11 protein-coding genes are annotated in these 13,368 nt (G+C 72.8%); 7 read left to right on the top strand and 4 right to left on the bottom strand.

What is annotated here, in order from left to right; all coding sequences use genetic code 11:
* The first annotated feature begins 71 nt into the window (after nucleotides 1-71).
* Together ACGFN2_RS14715 and ACGFN2_RS14710 are read left to right on the top strand one after the other, a co-directional pair.
* Nucleotides 72-641 carry an ATP-binding protein gene (locus ACGFN2_RS14715; protein WP_393360308.1) on the top strand — a complete coding sequence of 190 codons (570 nt, stop codon included), beginning with the start codon at nucleotides 72-74 and terminating at the stop codon, nucleotides 639-641.
* A 134-nt stretch (nucleotides 642-775) separates the two neighbouring features.
* A complete protein-coding gene (locus tag ACGFN2_RS14710; protein ID WP_393360306.1) occupies nucleotides 776-1,210 on the top strand; it encodes a hypothetical protein in 435 nt (144 codons plus the stop codon).
* A 204-nt stretch (nucleotides 1,211-1,414) separates the two neighbouring features.
* Here ACGFN2_RS14710 and ACGFN2_RS14705 read toward each other — a convergent pair whose 3' ends face one another.
* On the bottom strand, nucleotides 1,415-1,600 hold the full coding sequence (locus ACGFN2_RS14705) for a hypothetical protein (protein WP_393360304.1): 186 nt from the start codon (nucleotides 1,598-1,600) through the stop codon (nucleotides 1,415-1,417).
* 293 nt (nucleotides 1,601-1,893) lie between these two features.
* Here ACGFN2_RS14705 and ACGFN2_RS14700 point away from each other — a divergent pair, with 293 nt between their 5' ends.
* Nucleotides 1,894-3,063, top strand: a complete 1,170-nt coding sequence (locus ACGFN2_RS14700) for a PLP-dependent cysteine synthase family protein (protein ID WP_393360302.1) — start codon at nucleotides 1,894-1,896, stop codon at nucleotides 3,061-3,063.
* A 5-nt stretch (nucleotides 3,064-3,068) separates the two neighbouring features.
* On the top strand, nucleotides 3,069-4,355 hold the full coding sequence (locus ACGFN2_RS14695) for an MFS transporter (RefSeq protein ID WP_393360596.1): 1,287 nt from the start codon (nucleotides 3,069-3,071) through the stop codon (nucleotides 4,353-4,355).
* Nucleotides 4,356-4,439: 84 nt separating this feature from the next.
* Here the strand turns inward: ACGFN2_RS14695 and ACGFN2_RS14690 are convergent, their stop codons facing one another.
* The gene (locus ACGFN2_RS14690) at nucleotides 4,440-5,342 is read right to left on the bottom strand and encodes a class I SAM-dependent methyltransferase (protein ID WP_393360300.1); all 903 of its coding nucleotides are present in this window, start codon (nucleotides 5,340-5,342) and stop codon (nucleotides 4,440-4,442) included.
* Nucleotides 5,343-5,569: 227 nt separating this feature from the next.
* Between ACGFN2_RS14690 and ACGFN2_RS14685 the strand changes: the two genes are divergently transcribed.
* Together ACGFN2_RS14685 and ACGFN2_RS14680 are read left to right on the top strand one after the other, a co-directional pair.
* Nucleotides 5,570-7,627, top strand: coding sequence for a phosphocholine-specific phospholipase C (locus ACGFN2_RS14685; protein ID WP_362604954.1), 2,058 nt, complete (start codon nucleotides 5,570-5,572; stop codon nucleotides 7,625-7,627).
* A 187-nt stretch (nucleotides 7,628-7,814) separates the two neighbouring features.
* Nucleotides 7,815-8,873 carry an aldo/keto reductase gene (locus ACGFN2_RS14680; RefSeq protein ID WP_393360298.1) on the top strand — a complete coding sequence of 353 codons (1,059 nt, stop codon included), beginning with the start codon at nucleotides 7,815-7,817 and terminating at the stop codon, nucleotides 8,871-8,873.
* An 80-nt stretch (nucleotides 8,874-8,953) separates the two neighbouring features.
* Here the strand turns inward: ACGFN2_RS14680 and ACGFN2_RS14675 are convergent, their stop codons facing one another.
* Together ACGFN2_RS14675 and ACGFN2_RS14670 are read right to left on the bottom strand one after the other, a co-directional pair.
* Nucleotides 8,954-10,126: an Ig-like domain-containing protein gene (locus tag ACGFN2_RS14675; RefSeq protein WP_362604958.1), complete on the bottom strand. Its 1,173-nt coding sequence runs from the start codon at nucleotides 10,124-10,126 to the stop codon at nucleotides 8,954-8,956.
* A 230-nt stretch (nucleotides 10,127-10,356) separates the two neighbouring features.
* A complete protein-coding gene (locus ACGFN2_RS14670) occupies nucleotides 10,357-11,496 on the bottom strand; it encodes a DUF6777 domain-containing protein (RefSeq protein WP_393360296.1) in 1,140 nt (379 codons plus the stop codon).
* Nucleotides 11,497-12,035: 539 nt separating this feature from the next.
* Between ACGFN2_RS14670 and ACGFN2_RS14665 the strand changes: the two genes are divergently transcribed.
* On the top strand, nucleotides 12,036-13,349 hold the full coding sequence (locus ACGFN2_RS14665) for a streptophobe family protein (RefSeq protein WP_393360594.1): 1,314 nt from the start codon (nucleotides 12,036-12,038) through the stop codon (nucleotides 13,347-13,349).
* Nucleotides 13,350-13,368 lie beyond the last annotated feature (19 nt).

The raw sequence follows: 13,368 nt of genomic DNA, 5'->3' as shown, positions 1-13,368 counted from the left end.
ACTCTTCGTGTTTCGGGGTTCGTTGGTCCAACGAGGTGAAGGGCGTGAGCCTCGCGGTGAGGAGCCACGACATGACACTTCCCGGCGACCGGCACTACACGGTCGAACTGCATGCTTCGGCGGAGCGTGTGCCGCAGATCCGGCGGATTCTGGCCGCGCACCTGCGGTACTGGGACCTTGAGCTGCATATCCCGCCCGTGTGCCGGGGAGTGGCGGAACTCCTGACCAACGTCCATCGCCATATCGGCCCGGACGCCCCGTGCGTCGTCGAACTCCGCTGGACCGGCCGCCACCTCACCGCCTCCGTCGCCGACCAGGGGCCACGCCTGCCGAAGCTGCTCAGCGCCGCCGACGGCGGACTCTCCAGGGTGGCTGCGCTGAGCGACAGTTGGGGCACCTGTGGCACCCCGGACGGCAAGGTCATCTGGTTCACCCGCCGGGTCGAGGCGGCCCGCAAGTCGCCGCTGACCAGCCGCACCCCGCTGCGCAGCGTGCCCGACGCGAAGGGTCAGCCGGCGGTGCCCCCGCCGGTGCCGGTCGAACCGCTCGTCGAGCCCGTGCGGGAAGCCGTCACGGAGACCGCAGCGGAGGCCGCTCCGGCCGCCTCGGTCGCGGTGGCGTCCGAGGGCGCCCTGGTCTGACCCGCCGCCTGACACGCCGTCACGGAAACCGGTGAGGCGCTGACGCCCCTGTCGCGCCTCGCCCACCGGCCGATATGCACCCGTGGGCGCGGTCGATACCGGCCACGGCCGCCCGCCGCGGTTACGATCACGGCATGGCAACGGTCAGGGCGGCCAACGGCAGGATGCGGAACCGCGGTTCAGCGGTGCCGTTCCGGGTGCTGTGGCTGGCCGCCCTGCTGATCAGCGTGCTGGTCGCCCACGGGGCACGGGCCGAGACCGCCGAGGGCCACCTGGTGAACGCCCTGCCGGTCGCCACGGCCGCCGCCGAAGCGGGCCAGGACAGCTGGCTCGCCCCCGAACACCCGGCCCACTCCAGCCAGCCGGACGCTCCCGAGACGCACACCGACGAGCTGTGCGTCTCGGGCCAGCCGCAGCAGGGCGCCGCCGTACCGCCGCCCTGCCCCGCACCCTCGGCGGGCACGTCCTGGCGCCCGCCCGTGCAGGGCCGGCCCGGGGCGCCCGACGGTGCCCGGAGCGCCCTTCCACCGTTGCGCGGCGCAGCGTCCTCCGTCGTGCGGCAGGTCTAGATTCCGGCCGAATTCCGGATCGCCCCTGTCGATGCCGTCTGCCGGTGAGCGTGTGCCGCGCTGCCGCGGCGGTGGTCCCACGGAGTACCTGTGCCGTTCCGCGTCCCGTTGTGGCTTCCGTTCCGTCGTCCCGTCCCCAGTGGCGCCCCCTCGCTGCGCCGTGCCCGCTTCCGTAGTGGCGCCCGGCGGCTGAGGGACGCCCGCTCACGCCGCCGTCGGCCGGCCGTCCTGCTGCTCCTGGTCGCCGGACTGCTGTCCGTGGTGCTCCCGTGTGCCGACGGAGCCGACGGCCACCACCGTGCGCTCGGCGCCGCGCAGGTCGCGTCGGGCCCGTCCGCCTCCGTGGCCGTCGCGCCCGCCCGTGTGACCGCCGAAGGGGACGCCGGGCACCACGGCTCCGCGTGTGTGCCCGGCCGCTCCGGTCATCTTCCGGAGGGCCGGCCGGCCGGCGGGGCGGAGGGGGCCGCGGTGCCCGCCGTCCTCACGGGTGCCGCGCGGGTCGCGGCCGCCCGCCGCCCGGCCGCGGGGGGCCGGGCCGGGCAGCGCAGACCGGTGCGCGGCGGCCGTTCCACCCTCGCCGCTCTCTGCAGGTGCCGGATATAGGAGCCGCTGCCGCGTCCGGCCACCACGGCCGGCGTGCGAGGCGCACCCGTCCATCCCGCACCACCGAACGAGAGCGAATCATGCACTCCCTCCCCACGGCGGCCCGCTCCGCCTCTCCCGCGGTCCCCGCCGCCCCGGCGCCCGGCGCCGCCCCCGCCTCCGGCATCCCCGGCCTGGTCGGCAACACCCCCGTCCTGCACATCTCCGAGCCGCTCACCCCGCCCGGACGCGGCTTCTGGGCCAAGCTCGAAGGCCGCAACCCGGGCGGCATCAAGGACCGGCCCGGACTCCACATGGTCGAACGGGCCCGCGCCCGCGGCGAGTTGCAGCCCGGCGCCCGGATCATCGAATCCACCAGCGGCACCCTCGGCCTCGGCCTGGCCCTCGCCGGAATGGTGCACGGCCATCCCGTCAGCCTGGTCACCGACCCCGGCCTGGAGTCCTCGATGACCCGGCTGCTGACCGCGTACGGCGCCCAGGTCGAGATCGTCGACGAGCCGCACCCCAGCGGCGGCTGGCAGCAGGCCCGCCGCGACCGGGTGCGCGGACTGCTCGCGGCGCACCCCGGCTCCTGGTGCCCGGACCAGTACAACAACCCCGACAACACCACCGCCTATCTGCCGCTGGCCCTCGAACTCGCCTCCCAGCTGGGGCACATCGACGTCCTGGTATGCAGTGTGGGCACCGGCGGGCACTCCGCCGGAGTGTCCCGGGTGCTGCGCCAGCTCTACCCGCAGCTGCGGCTCGTCGGCGTCGACACCATCGGCTCGACCATCTTCGGACAGCCCGCCCGGCCCCGGCTGATGCGCGGGCTCGGATCGAGCATCTATCCGCGCAATGTCGCCTACGACCAGTTCAGCGAGGTGCACTGGGTCGCACCCGCCGAAGCGGTCTGGGCCTGCCGCACCCTGGCGTCCTCGCACTACGCCACCGGCGGCTGGAGCGTCGGGGCGGTCGCGCTGGTCGCCGGCTGGCTGAGCCGGACCGAACCGGCCGGTACCCGGATCGCGGCCGTCTTCCCCGACGGGCCGCAGCGCTATCTGAGCACGGTGTACGACGACCGGTACTGCGCCGCCCACGGCCTGCTCGACGCCCCGCCGGCGGACGGGCCGCAGACCCTGAGCCGGCTGGGGGAGCGGGAGGTCGCCGTCTGGAGCCGGTGCGCGCAGGTCGTCGATCCGCTCGGCCCGTCCGGCGTGGCGCGGCCGTCCGGCGAGGCGTCCGCCCACGGTGCGGGGGAGGTCCGGTGACCGGCATGCTCACCCAGTACCGTTCCTATGACCACAGTGCCCGGATGCTGATGGTCAATCAGTTCACCATCAATCTCGGCTTCTACATGCTGATGCCCTATCTGGCCGCGCATCTGTCCGGGACGCTCGGCCTGGCGGGCTGGCTGGTCGGACTGGTCCTGGGCGTCCGCAACTTCAGCCAGCAGGGGATGTTCCTGGTCGGCGGCACGCTGGCCGACCGCTTCGGCTACAAGCCGCTGATCGTGGCCGGCTGTGTGCTGCGGACGCTCGGCTTCGCGACGCTCGGGCTGGTGGACTCGCTGCCCGCGCTGCTGGCGGCGTCCGGGGCCACCGGACTGGCCGGCGCGCTGTTCAACCCCGCGGTCCGGGCCTATCTGGCCGCCGCCGCGGGCGACCGGAGGCTGGAGGCGTTCGCGCTGTTCAACATCTTCTACCAGGCGGGCATCCTGCTCGGCCCGCTGGTGGGGATGGTGCTCACCGGCGTCGACTTCCGGGTCACCTGCCTGGTCGCGGCCGGGATCTTCGCGCTGCTGAGCGTCGTGCAGATCCGTGCCCTGCCGGCCCGAGGCGAGGAGGCCGCGGCGGACGACGAGGCCGCGCGGCGCAACGGTCTGCTGTCCCAGTGGCGGGAGGTGCTGGCCAACCCGCCGTTCCTGCTGTTCTCCGGCGCCATGATCGGCTCGTATGTGCTGTCGTTCCAGGTCTATCTGGCGCTGCCGCTGGAGGTACGGCGGCTGGCCGGTGAGGGGGAGTCCGGCACCGTGGCGGTGGCCGGGCTGTTCGCGGTGTCCGGACTGACCACCATCCTGGGGCAGACCAAAGTGACCCGCTGGTGCAAGGCCCGGATGACGGCGGGCCGGGCCCTCGCCCTGGGCCTGCTGACCATGGGGCTGGCCTTCGTCCCGCTGCTGGCCGCCACGGCACTGCCGGTGCCGGCCGGAGGGCCCGGCCGCTGGGCCCTCGCGGCCGTCCCGCCGGCGCTCTGCGCGCTGCTGCTCGCCCTCGGCACGATGATCACCTACCCGTTCGAGATGGACACCATCGTCCGGCTGTCGGGCAACCGCCTGGTGGCGACCCACTACGGGCTCTACAACACCATCTGCGGTATCGGCATCACCCTCGGAAACCTGCTCACCGGCGCCGCGCTGGACGCCTCCCGGTCGGCCGGACTGCCCGCACTGCCCTGGATCGCCCTCGCGGCCCTGGGCCTGGCGTGCGGCGCCGCCCTCCACGGACTGCAGCGCACCGGCCGACTGGCCCCGGCGGCCGGGCTGGAGGCGGCGATGGGCTGACCCCGCCGGTGGTCACCCCCGTCCTGAGGGGCGGGGGTGACCAGCACCGGCCCTACGGGAGGGGCCCCGGAACGCCGGGGCTCCTCACCGCCGTCCGGCCGTCACCAGCCACGACGCACAGCCGAGCGTGACACCGTCCGGGCCCCGGTGGGCGGCCAGGGTCTCCCGGAGAGCGGCGAGCGCCCTGCCCCTCGCCTCCTCGCCCGCCTGGTCCAGCAGCGACCGCGTCAGCGGCATGGCGGTCAGGGACGCCACCGCGTCGTCCTCGTCGGTGCCCATCCACATCGGCTCGTCGACCGCCTCGACCGAGACCCCGCCGAACCCGGCACCGTCCAGCAGCGCCCTGATCCGGCCGGGGTCGGCGAGCGAGAAGGGGCCCGGTGCGCCCGGCGCCCCGAAGTCCGGCGGCGGCACATACGGGGCGAGGGCCTCGAACGGCACCGTCAGATAGGCGTTCAGCGCCAGGTCCCGCCAGCACAGGAAGGCCAGCCGGCCGCCGGGGCGCAGGGCCCGGGCGATATTCCGGAGGGCCCCCTCCGGATCGGCGAAGAACATCATCCCGTAGCGGCTGATCACGACATCGAACGCGGCCGCTCCGAAGGGGTGGACCTGCGCGTCCCCTTGGGCGAAGGCGACCTGCGGCAGTCCGGCCGCCGCGGCCTGTCGGCGGGCCTCGGCCAGCATCGGCCCGGAGAGGTCCACGCCGAGCACCGTCCCCGCGGCGGCGGCCCGCGCCGCCTCCAGGGCCGTCCCGCCGCTGCCGCAGCCGATGTCCAGCACCCGGCTGTCCGCCCGGATTCCGGCCGCCGCCATCAGCCGCGGGGTGAGCCGGCGGTAGCGCCGCTCCTGGTGCGCGCGCCGGCGGACCCAGTACTCCCCGACGTCCCCGTTCCAGGCCTCGGACTGGGCGGTGTTGCCGGCCGCGAGGCCGTCCGGCGGCTGCGCCGCCCCGTCCCCGTCCGCCTGCCGATCGCTGCCCCGGTCCATCACGCCCTCCTTGCCCGAAATGCCCCCGCGCCGGCCGTGCGACCTCTCCGACCAGGGAGTTCGTCGCACGTACCCCGATGTGCCATATCTGCGACACCCCCCCTTCCCTGGCGCTCGCTCCTCTTGGAACACTCTGCTGAACCGTGGTTTCGCACCACCTCACACAACCGCACAGCAGCACCCGTCATTTCGCCAACTCCCCCACACGCGAAGAGGTTCCCCAGCCCATGCCAGAACTGAATCGGCGGCGTTTCCTCCAGATCGCCGGCGCCACCGCGGGCGCCTCGGCCCTGTCGAGCAGCATCGCCCGTGCCGCAGCCATCCCCGCCAAGCGCCGCTCCGGCTCCATCAACGACATCGAGCACGTCGTCGTGCTGATGCAGGAGAACCGTTCCTTCGACCACTACTTCGGCTCGATGAAGGGCGTCCGCGGCTTCGGTGACCCGCGCCCGCTCATCCTCGACAGCGGGAAGTCCGTCTGGCACCAGCCGGACGGCGACAAGGAGGTGCTGCCCTACCACCCGGACGCCGAGGACCTCGGCATGCAGTTCATCGAGGGTCTCGACCACGAGTGGGCGGGCGGCCACAAGGCCCGCAACAACGGCAAGTACGACAACTGGATCGCCGCCAAGACGGCCGGGACGATGGCGCATCTGACGCGCAAGGACATCCCGTTCCACTACGCGCTCGCCGACGCCTTCACCATCTGCGACTCGTACCACTGCTCGTTCATCGGGGCGACCGACCCCAACCGCTACTACATGTACACGGGCCATGTCGGCAACGACGGCTCGGGCGGCGGACCGGTCCTCGGCAACGAGGAGGCCGGGTACAGCTGGACGACCTACCCGGAGCGGCTGGAGAAGGCCGGGATCTCCTGGAAGTTCTACCAGGACATCGGCGACGGCCTGGACGCGGACGGCAAGTGGGGCTGGATCGACGACGCCTACCGCGGCAACTACGGCGACAACTCGCTGCTCTTCTTCAACCAGTACCGCGACGCCAAGCCCGGCGACCCGCTCTACGACAAGGCCCGCACCGGCACCAACGCCAAGGAGGGCGACGGCTACTTCGACCGGCTCCGGGCCGACGTGAAGGCCGACAAGCTGCCCCAGGTCTCCTGGGTCGCCGCCCCCGAGGCCTTCTCCGAGCACCCCAACTGGCCCGCGAACTACGGCGCCTGGTACGTCTCCCAGGTGCTGGACGCGCTCACCTCCAACCCCGAGGTGTGGAGCAAGACCGCCCTGCTCGTCACCTACGACGAGAACGACGGCTACTTCGACCACGTCCTCCCGCCCTTCCCGCCGGCCGACGCCGACGAGGGCCTGTCGACCGTGGACACCGCACTCGACAGCTTCGGCGGCAACATCAAGTACGCGGCCGGTCCCTACGGCCTCGGCCAGCGCGTCCCGATGATCGTCGTCTCGCCCTGGAGCACCGGCGGCTTCGTCAACTCCGAGGTCTTCGACCACACCTCGATCATCCGGTTCCTGGAGCGCCGCTTCGGTGTCCACGAGCCGAACATCTCGCCCTGGCGGCGCGCCATCTGCGGCGACCTGACCTCCGCCTTCGACTTCGGCCTGGAGAACACCAAGCCGGCCTCGCTCCCCGCCACCGACGGCTTCCAGCCGCCGGACAAGGAGCGGCACGACAGCTATGTGCCCAAGCCGCCGGCCAACCCCGTGCTGCCCAAGCAGGAGCCGGGCTCCCGCCCCACCCGCCCGCTGCCCTACGCACCGCTCGTCGACGGGTCGGCGACCCCCTCCAGCGGCCGCTACACCCTCACCTTCCGCAGCGGTGACAAGGCCGGTGCCTGCTTCACCGTCGTCGGGGGCAACCGCACCGACGGCCCCTGGTCGTACACCACGGAGGCCGGCAAGAAGATCTCCGACACCTGGAACACCGCCTACTCCAAGGACGTCTACGACCTGACCGTCCACGGCCCGAACGGCTTCCTGCGCACCTTCAAGGGCGCCGGCAAGAAGGCCGGTCCCGAGGTCACCGCCCGCCATGACGCGACCGCCGGCCGCGTCGAACTCACCATGACCAACCACGGCGGCACCGACTGCCACCTCACCGTCACCCAGGCCTACGGCGGCGCCAGTGAGACCTTCCCGGTCCGCGCGGGCGCCACCGTCAAGCACGCCTTCGACCTGCGCAGCAGCAAGCGCTGGTACGACCTGTCGGTCACCTCCGACACGGACGGCGGCTTCCTTCGCCGGTTCGCCGGCCATGTGGAGACCGGGGAGCCGGGCGTGAGCGACCCGGCGCTCATCACCGGCTGAGCGGACCACGGTCCGTTCCACGACGCTCGTTCCGCCGGTCCTCCGGCGGAACACGGGGCGCCCGCCGCGGCAGGCGGGCGCCCCTGCTGCACGAACGGCCCGCCGGGAGCGCCGTCTTGCCCTGGAGTGCGCTCCAGCTCCTAGCGTGGGCGCACGACCACCGCCGTCGCGGAACGAAGGGAACCACGTGCGCTACACACTGTTCGGCAGGACCGGTCTGCGGGTGAGCGAGCTGAGCCTGGGCGCCATGACCATGGGCGAGGGCGGAGGCCGGGACGCCGCCAAGGACACCGGCGGCCGCATCCTGGACACCTACGCGGACGCCGGCGGGAACTTCATCGACACCGCCAACAACTACACCGGCGGCGCCTCCGAACGCCTCCTCGGGGAGCTGCTGGAGGGCCGCAGGGACCGCTTCGTCCTCGCGAGCAAGTACACCTGCGCGACCCGTCAGGGCGATGTGAACGCGGCGGGCAACCACCGCAAGAACCTGGTCCGTTCGGTGGAGGCCAGCCTGGAGCGGCTGCGCACCGACCACCTCGACGTGCTGTGGGTGCACGCACGGGACAACTTCACGCCCGTGGAGGAGGTCATGCGGGCGCTCGACGACGTGGTGCGCTCGGGCAAGGTGCTCTACGTCGGGGTGTCCGACTGGCCCGCCTGGGAGATCGCGCAGGCCAACACCCTTGCCGAGCTGCGCGGCTGGACCGCGTTCGCCGGCTCGCAGCTGCGCTACAACCTGCTGGAGCGGACGCCGGAGCGGGAACTGCTGCCGCAGGCCCGCGCCTTCGACCTGGCCGTGCTCGCCTGGGCACCGCTCGCGGCCGGCAAGCTCACCGGCAAGTACCGCCGCGGGGAGACCGGCCGGCTGGCCGGCGCGGACGACGGCGCCACCCCGAACCACCGCGAGGAGGAGACCCTCACCGCGGTGCTGGAGGTCGCCGAGCAGGGCGGCTGGAGCCCCGCGCAGGTGGCCCTGGCCTGGCTGCGCAGCCGGCCCGGCAACATCATCCCGATCATCGCCGCCACCAAGGAGAGCCAGCTGGCCGACAATCTCGGCGCCGTCGGCATCACCCTGGACGCCGACGCGCTGGACCGGCTCGACCGGACCAGCGAGGTGCCGCTGGGCTTCCCGCACGACTTCCTGCGGCAGCCGGGCGTCGTCGAGAACGTCTACGGCGACCGCTGGGCCGCGATCGAGGACCGGCGCTCCACCTACCGCCGCACGGCGAGTGAGATCCGCTGACACACGACGGACGCCGCCGCCCGGTCATCGGGGCGGCGGCGTCCGTATGTCTCACCTACGTGGCGCGGGGTCTCGCGGGGTCAGTCGAGCGCGCTGCGCTGCTTCCACTCCTGCCAGTTCTCCTGCCAGACCTCCAGGCCGTTGCCGACATCGGTCGTGTTGGTGTTGGTGGTGCCCTTCACCTCGACCGTGGAGCCGATCGTCAGGAAGTCGTAGGCCCGCTTGGCGTCCGAGGTGGTCATGCCGAAGCAGCCGTGGCTGTTGTTCTCCACGCCGATCGACTTGTTCCACGGGGCGGAGTGCAGGAAGGTCCCGGACGCGGTGAGGTGGGTGACCCACTTGGAGTCCAGCATCCACTCGCTGCCGTGGCCGATCGTGGCGGAGTCCATCGTCTCGGCCGCGTTCTTGCTGCGGACGGTGTGCACCCCGCCGCGGGTCGGGTCCTGCGGGGAGCCGGCGGAGCCGCGGATGCTGCCGACGTTCTTGCCGTTCTCGTACATGGTCATCGTGTGCGAGGGGACGTCGATGACGGCCTTGTGGTCGGCGCCGATGGTGAAGCCGAAGTTGTAGTCCCGGGCGAACCAGCCGCCGTCACCGGAGTTGATGCCGGACAGCGCGCCCTTCACGGAGACCTTGGTGCCGGACGGCCAGTAGTCCTTGGGCCGCCAGTCGATCCGGTCCTTGCCCGAGTAGTCCTTGACCCAGCCCCAGGAGCCCTCGACCTTCGGCTGGGTGGTGACCTTCAGCGCCCGCTCGATCTCGGCCTGCCGGTCCTTGGCTATCGGGTTGTCGAAGAGGATCGAGACCGGCATCCCGGTGCCGACGGTCTGCCCGCCGGACGGGGTGTTGGTGAGCTTGTTGACCTTGCCGGCCTTCTCGGTGGTGAACTTCGAGGTGGCCGAGGACTCCTTGCCCCCCTCGGACTTGGCCTTCGTCCGCACGGTGTACGTGGTGTCCGGCATGACCTTGCCGTCCGAGTTCCATGACGCGCCGTTACCGGAGAGCTCTCCGGCGACCTTGCCGCCCTTGTCGTTCTCGACCTCGACCGAGGTGAGCTTGCCGCCCTTGGCCCGTACGGATATCTGTGAGCCGAGCTTGGCCGGGGTGCTCCCGGCGGCCGGGGTGACGGTCACCTTGGTCGCGGGCTGGTCCGCCTTCGACGCGCCGCCCGGCCCGCACGCGGTCAGCAGCGCGGCTGCCGCGGTCAGGGCGGGTAGCAACCGGGCGGAGTGGCGACGTGGTCCGGCGTGCACGGGTATCCCTCCAGAGCAGAACAACTGTCAGTGGCGGGGCCCGGCCCCGTGAGGGGGTCGCCGTCAGGAGCCGCCAATGCCCCCGCCGCCTTAGCAGAGGGGTTGTCCGCCGAGAGGGTTGTCCCGGATGCCGGAGGATTAGGACACAGTTCGATATCGGTAGCACGAAAGGGGCGACGGACGGCCTTCCGGCCGCCCGTCGCCTCGTATCCCCTCCGGTGTGCCCGGTGTCAGGAGGACCCGCCGCCGGTCGCCCCGCCCTGGGCCGACTGACCTCCGGTGTCCCCGCCGCCGGTCGTGCTCCCGGTGGTGCTCTCGCCTGTCGTGGTCCCGTTGGTGGTCTGCCCGGTGGTGTTCCCGTTGGTGGTCTGCCCGGTCGTGTTCCCGTTCGTGGTCTGGCCGGTGGTGTTCCCGTTGGTGGTCTGGCCGTCCGTTCCGCCGTCCGGCGAGGTGCCGCCGGTCGTGGTGCCCCCGCCGGTGGAGGTCGGTCCGCCGGTGGTTCCCGTCCCGCCGCCGGTCTCCGACGGAGAGGTGCTGGTGCCCCCGTCGGTCTGTCCGGTGGTCCCGGGGCTGGGCTGGCCGGGCGGCGGTGACTGGCCGGGCGGCGGCTGGGACGAGGCGGGCCCGCTGGGCGTCTCGGGCGGTGTGCTCGTCGAGCGGTCCTCGCCGCCGGTGGTGCCGTCGGGACGCTTGAACCACTTGCCCGTCTTCGGGTCGCGCAGCGTGAACTCCTTGATCTTGGACTTCGCGGGGGTGACGACGACCGAGTTCGACTGCTGGTATCCCGGCCACTTGCTGCCGACCGTCTTCACATCGCCCTTGAGCGCCGTCGGCGGTGTCAGCGGGTTGCCGCACTTGCAGCGCACCCGCGGCACCCCGTACGAGTCGACCATGACCGCGGTGCCGGACTGCAGGACGGACTGGAAGGTGGTGGCCTTGCCGCCCTTGAAGCCGTGGTTGGTGACCCGGGTGTCATAGGTCAGCTGAACGGGCGTCAGCGTCCGCAGGTAGGAGGGGACGTCGTTCGGCTGCTTGCCCAGGACCCCGGCGAACGCGCGGTTCTTGGCGGCGTCGCCGGACAGGAAGCTGATCTGCTTCTCGACGTTGCAGCTCGCGCTGTTCTCGGTGCCGCCGTAGAGGCCGGGCGTCGCGCCCGAGAACTCGCTGTTCCCGCCGCCGGACGGCTTGCGCGGGGTGGCGGACGGGGTCGGGGTGGACTCGTTCGCCGACGACGGGGTCATCGGGTCCGGGCCGGTGGAGGCGACCGGTTCGGCGAACACCTCGCTGGTGCCGCCCCCCGGACGGGTGAGCACCACGATGAGGACCACGGCCACGATCACGGCACCCGCGATGAGCGCGACCCGCGGCACGGACTTCCACCAGGGCCCGCCGGCCCCGGCACCCCCGCCGCGGCCGCCCCCGCCTCCGCCACCGCCTCCGCCGCCCTTGCCGGGGCCGCCCGGCGGAGGCTGCTGATAGCCGGGCGCGGTGGGCGGCTCCGGCTGTGCCTGTCCGGGATACGAGCCCACCTGTGTCGGCTCGTGTCCGGGGCTGGACGGCGTACCGGAGAGCGGGCCCGACGGCGGTCCTGTCGGGTGGCTGTCAGGCGGCGGGGGAGATGTCACGGGTGCCTCTTCCGACGCGTGTGGGCCATCCGGCTATGCGAATTTTGCCCGTGTTTGTGTATGTCAAGGACATTGTGTGCCCGGGAGCGGCGCCGTCCGCAAGCGGGGCGGCAACTCGGTGCTTACGGTGGTGCGTGCATGCCCGCCATGCGGTAGATGCACGGAAATGCGTGCTCCACGGCGGAAGGTGAGGCACCATCCGCCGCCCGTCGGCGCATGCGACATCCCGCCCCGGGACCGTGGTTGCCGCCGTCCCGCGACCGGCAGAAGAGAGGTTGAGCCAGATGCGAGGCCCCGCGTCAGCCGGTTCCCCGGGCCCGGACCGCTCCCGTGGCGCACCGCCCGCCCTGCGCGCCTGGGCCCAGGCCCTCGGCGCGGCCGTGGCGGGGGTCGTCACCATGATCGTGGTCGCCGCGATCGGCCTGTGGGCGGCCGGCGCCGCCGACCTCCCCGGCGGCGCGTTCCCGTCCGTGGTCGCGGCCACCGTGCTCATCGCGGCCGGCGGCTCGGTGGGGCTGTCCGGCGACGCCGGCGTCATCGCGGAGGCCAAGGCGGCCCTGGACGTCGTACCGCTGTCGGTCACGCTCGCCGGGGCGCTGGTGCTCGCCGCCGTCTTCCTGCTGCCGCTGCGCCACCGCGCGGTGGCCGGCACCCGGGAGCTGCTCGCCCGGATCGCCCGAACGGCGGTGTGCTGGCTGGTCCTGCTGCTGCTGGTCTCGCTCGCCGCCCGGCACAGCTTCCGGATCTCGGTGGGCGACGACCTCGCCGAGCAGATCGGCACCGAGCTGGGCGCCACCCCCACCGTCGGCTTCCGCGCCGATGTGCCGGCCACGCTCGGCGTCGGGCTGCTGTGGGTGCTGGCGCTGCTCGCGCTGACCTTCCTGGTCTCCCGGCGCGCCCCGCTCTCGCCCCGGCTGCTGCACTACCAGGACTCCGTACGGCCGCCCGCGTTCGCGATGGTGCTGACGCTGCTCGGCTACGCCGTGATCGGGCTGGTCGCCGGCATCGTCGAACTCATCACCGGGGACCGCCCTTCCCAGACCCTCGCCGTCCTCTTCCTCGGGCTGCCCAACCTGGCCTGGATGGCGCTGGGCATCGGCACCGGCGGCGCCTGGGTGGGGCATGTCGACAAGGCCCTGGGACTGCCCCTGCCGCACCTCCTCGACCAGGTGCTCCGCACCCACGGGCAGCGCACCCTCGACCTCGGCTCGCTCGCCGCGCACGACCGCCGGGCCTGGCTGCTGGTGGCGTTGGCGGCCGTGGTGCTGCTCGCCGCCGCCTTCACCGCGGCGGTCCGCTCCCCGGTACGGCGCCCCGCCTGGCGGCACGGCGTCGAGATGGCCGTGGCGCTGGCGGTCACCCTGTTCGCCGTCGGTCTGCTCACCCGGATCTCCGCCCACTACGGACTCTCCGTGATCGGCGTCGGCGACCTCGGCGGCGACCTGGGCGGCGAGGTCACCCTGGAGCCACAGCTGCTCCGGCTGGTGGGGCTGGGCCTCCTCTGGGGGCTGGTCACCGGCGTCCTCGGCAGCCTGGCCGCGCGGGGCGTACGCCATCGGGGTGAGGCACCGGCGCCGCCCGGGGCACCGGAACCGTGACGGTCGCCGCCCGGAAGCC

It is taken from the genome of Streptomyces sp. NPDC048612 (genome assembly GCF_043199295.1).
In the GTDB taxonomy this organism is placed as follows: Bacteria; Actinomycetota; Actinomycetes; order Streptomycetales; family Streptomycetaceae; genus Streptomyces.
Note: the sequence above shows the minus strand (reverse complement) of the source record. Positions and strands in the feature narration are given on the sequence as shown.

What these genes read in the sequence shown, in the direction of transcription:
- ACGFN2_RS14710 (WP_393360306.1), top strand. Translation starts at nt 776, where the DNA reads ATGGCAACGGTCAGGGCGGCCAACGGCAGGATGCGGAACCGCGGTTCA.
- ACGFN2_RS14665 (WP_393360594.1), top strand. Translation starts at nt 12,036, where the DNA reads ATGCGAGGCCCCGCGTCAGCCGGTTCCCCGGGCCCGGACCGCTCCCGT.
- ACGFN2_RS14700 (WP_393360302.1), top strand. Translation starts at nt 1,894, where the DNA reads ATGCACTCCCTCCCCACGGCGGCCCGCTCCGCCTCTCCCGCGGTCCCC.
- ACGFN2_RS14715 (WP_393360308.1), top strand. Translation starts at nt 72, where the DNA reads ATGACACTTCCCGGCGACCGGCACTACACGGTCGAACTGCATGCTTCG.
- ACGFN2_RS14695 (WP_393360596.1), top strand. Translation starts at nt 3,069, where the DNA reads ATGCTCACCCAGTACCGTTCCTATGACCACAGTGCCCGGATGCTGATG.
- ACGFN2_RS14685 (WP_362604954.1), top strand. Translation starts at nt 5,570, where the DNA reads ATGCCAGAACTGAATCGGCGGCGTTTCCTCCAGATCGCCGGCGCCACC.
- ACGFN2_RS14690 (WP_393360300.1), bottom strand. Translation starts at nt 5,342, where the DNA reads ATGGACCGGGGCAGCGATCGGCAGGCGGACGGGGACGGGGCGGCGCAG.